This is a genomic window from Mesorhizobium sp. M5C.F.Ca.IN.020.29.1.1 (assembly GCF_003997375.1).
GTDB lineage: Bacteria > Pseudomonadota > Alphaproteobacteria > Rhizobiales > Rhizobiaceae > Mesorhizobium > Mesorhizobium wenxiniae.
Genome location: NZ_RZSW01001113.1, coordinates 1 through 733 on the forward strand (window position 1 = coordinate 1; position 733 = coordinate 733).

Consider the following 733-nt stretch of genomic DNA (forward strand, 5'->3'; position numbering starts at 1 on the left):
CCGCCACCGTCCTTGACTTCGGATTCCGGAATTTAAAGCTGAACGAAATCATCGCGAACGCCGCAGTGGACAATGTCGCCTCACAACGCGTTATGGAACGCGTCGGCATGTCGCATGATCCAAACGACGACTTCGACCACCCGCTCAAGGCAGCCGATGATCCCTTGCGACGCCAAGTCCTTTACAGGCTCACGTATCAAGATTGGCGCCAAAAACGTTAGCCGCGCATCTTGGTGTCGCGTCTTTTATGTGCCCTCCCAAGGCGCACCGGCCCGGCAGGTAGCTTAGTCTCCTGCCGGGCTTTCAATTTACTGATCGTCCCTGCGCTCAGTCATTTCGGGCTCGCAGCTGGTTGCGTTAAGTGGCGGCTTTTTTGCTAGAAACGGAATGTGGCGAATGACACACGAGCAAAGGTCAGTTTAAATGGGCAAGGTGGCGGGCGCGGGTCCAGACCCATTTTCGCCTAGGACATTTGCACCGCTCAAGAACTCGGCGTTCCGTTCGATCTGGCTCGCCACTCAGGTCTCCAGCCTTGGCTGGCTGATGCAGACCGTCGCAATCAGCTGGCTGATGGCGACGATTTCCACTTCCGATCTAATGGTCGCACTGGTCCAGGCTTCATCGAACCTGCCCGCTTTCATCCTGTCCGTCTTCGCCGGGGCTCTCGCCGACAATTTTAGCCGTCGCAGGGTCATGTTCGCCGGCCGGTGCATTATGGTGGTCGCATCTGCCA

At 57.3% G+C, this 733-nt stretch carries 2 protein-coding genes; both read left to right on the forward strand.

Going from position 1 to position 733, the window contains the following annotated elements:
- On the forward strand, nt 1-221 hold a 221-nt coding region (locus EOA85_RS36555; RefSeq protein WP_164760192.1), incomplete at its 5' end, for a GNAT family protein.
- A 202-nt stretch (nt 222-423) separates the two neighbouring features.
- On the forward strand, nt 424-733 hold a 310-nt coding region (locus EOA85_RS36560), incomplete at its 3' end, for an MFS transporter (protein WP_206523508.1).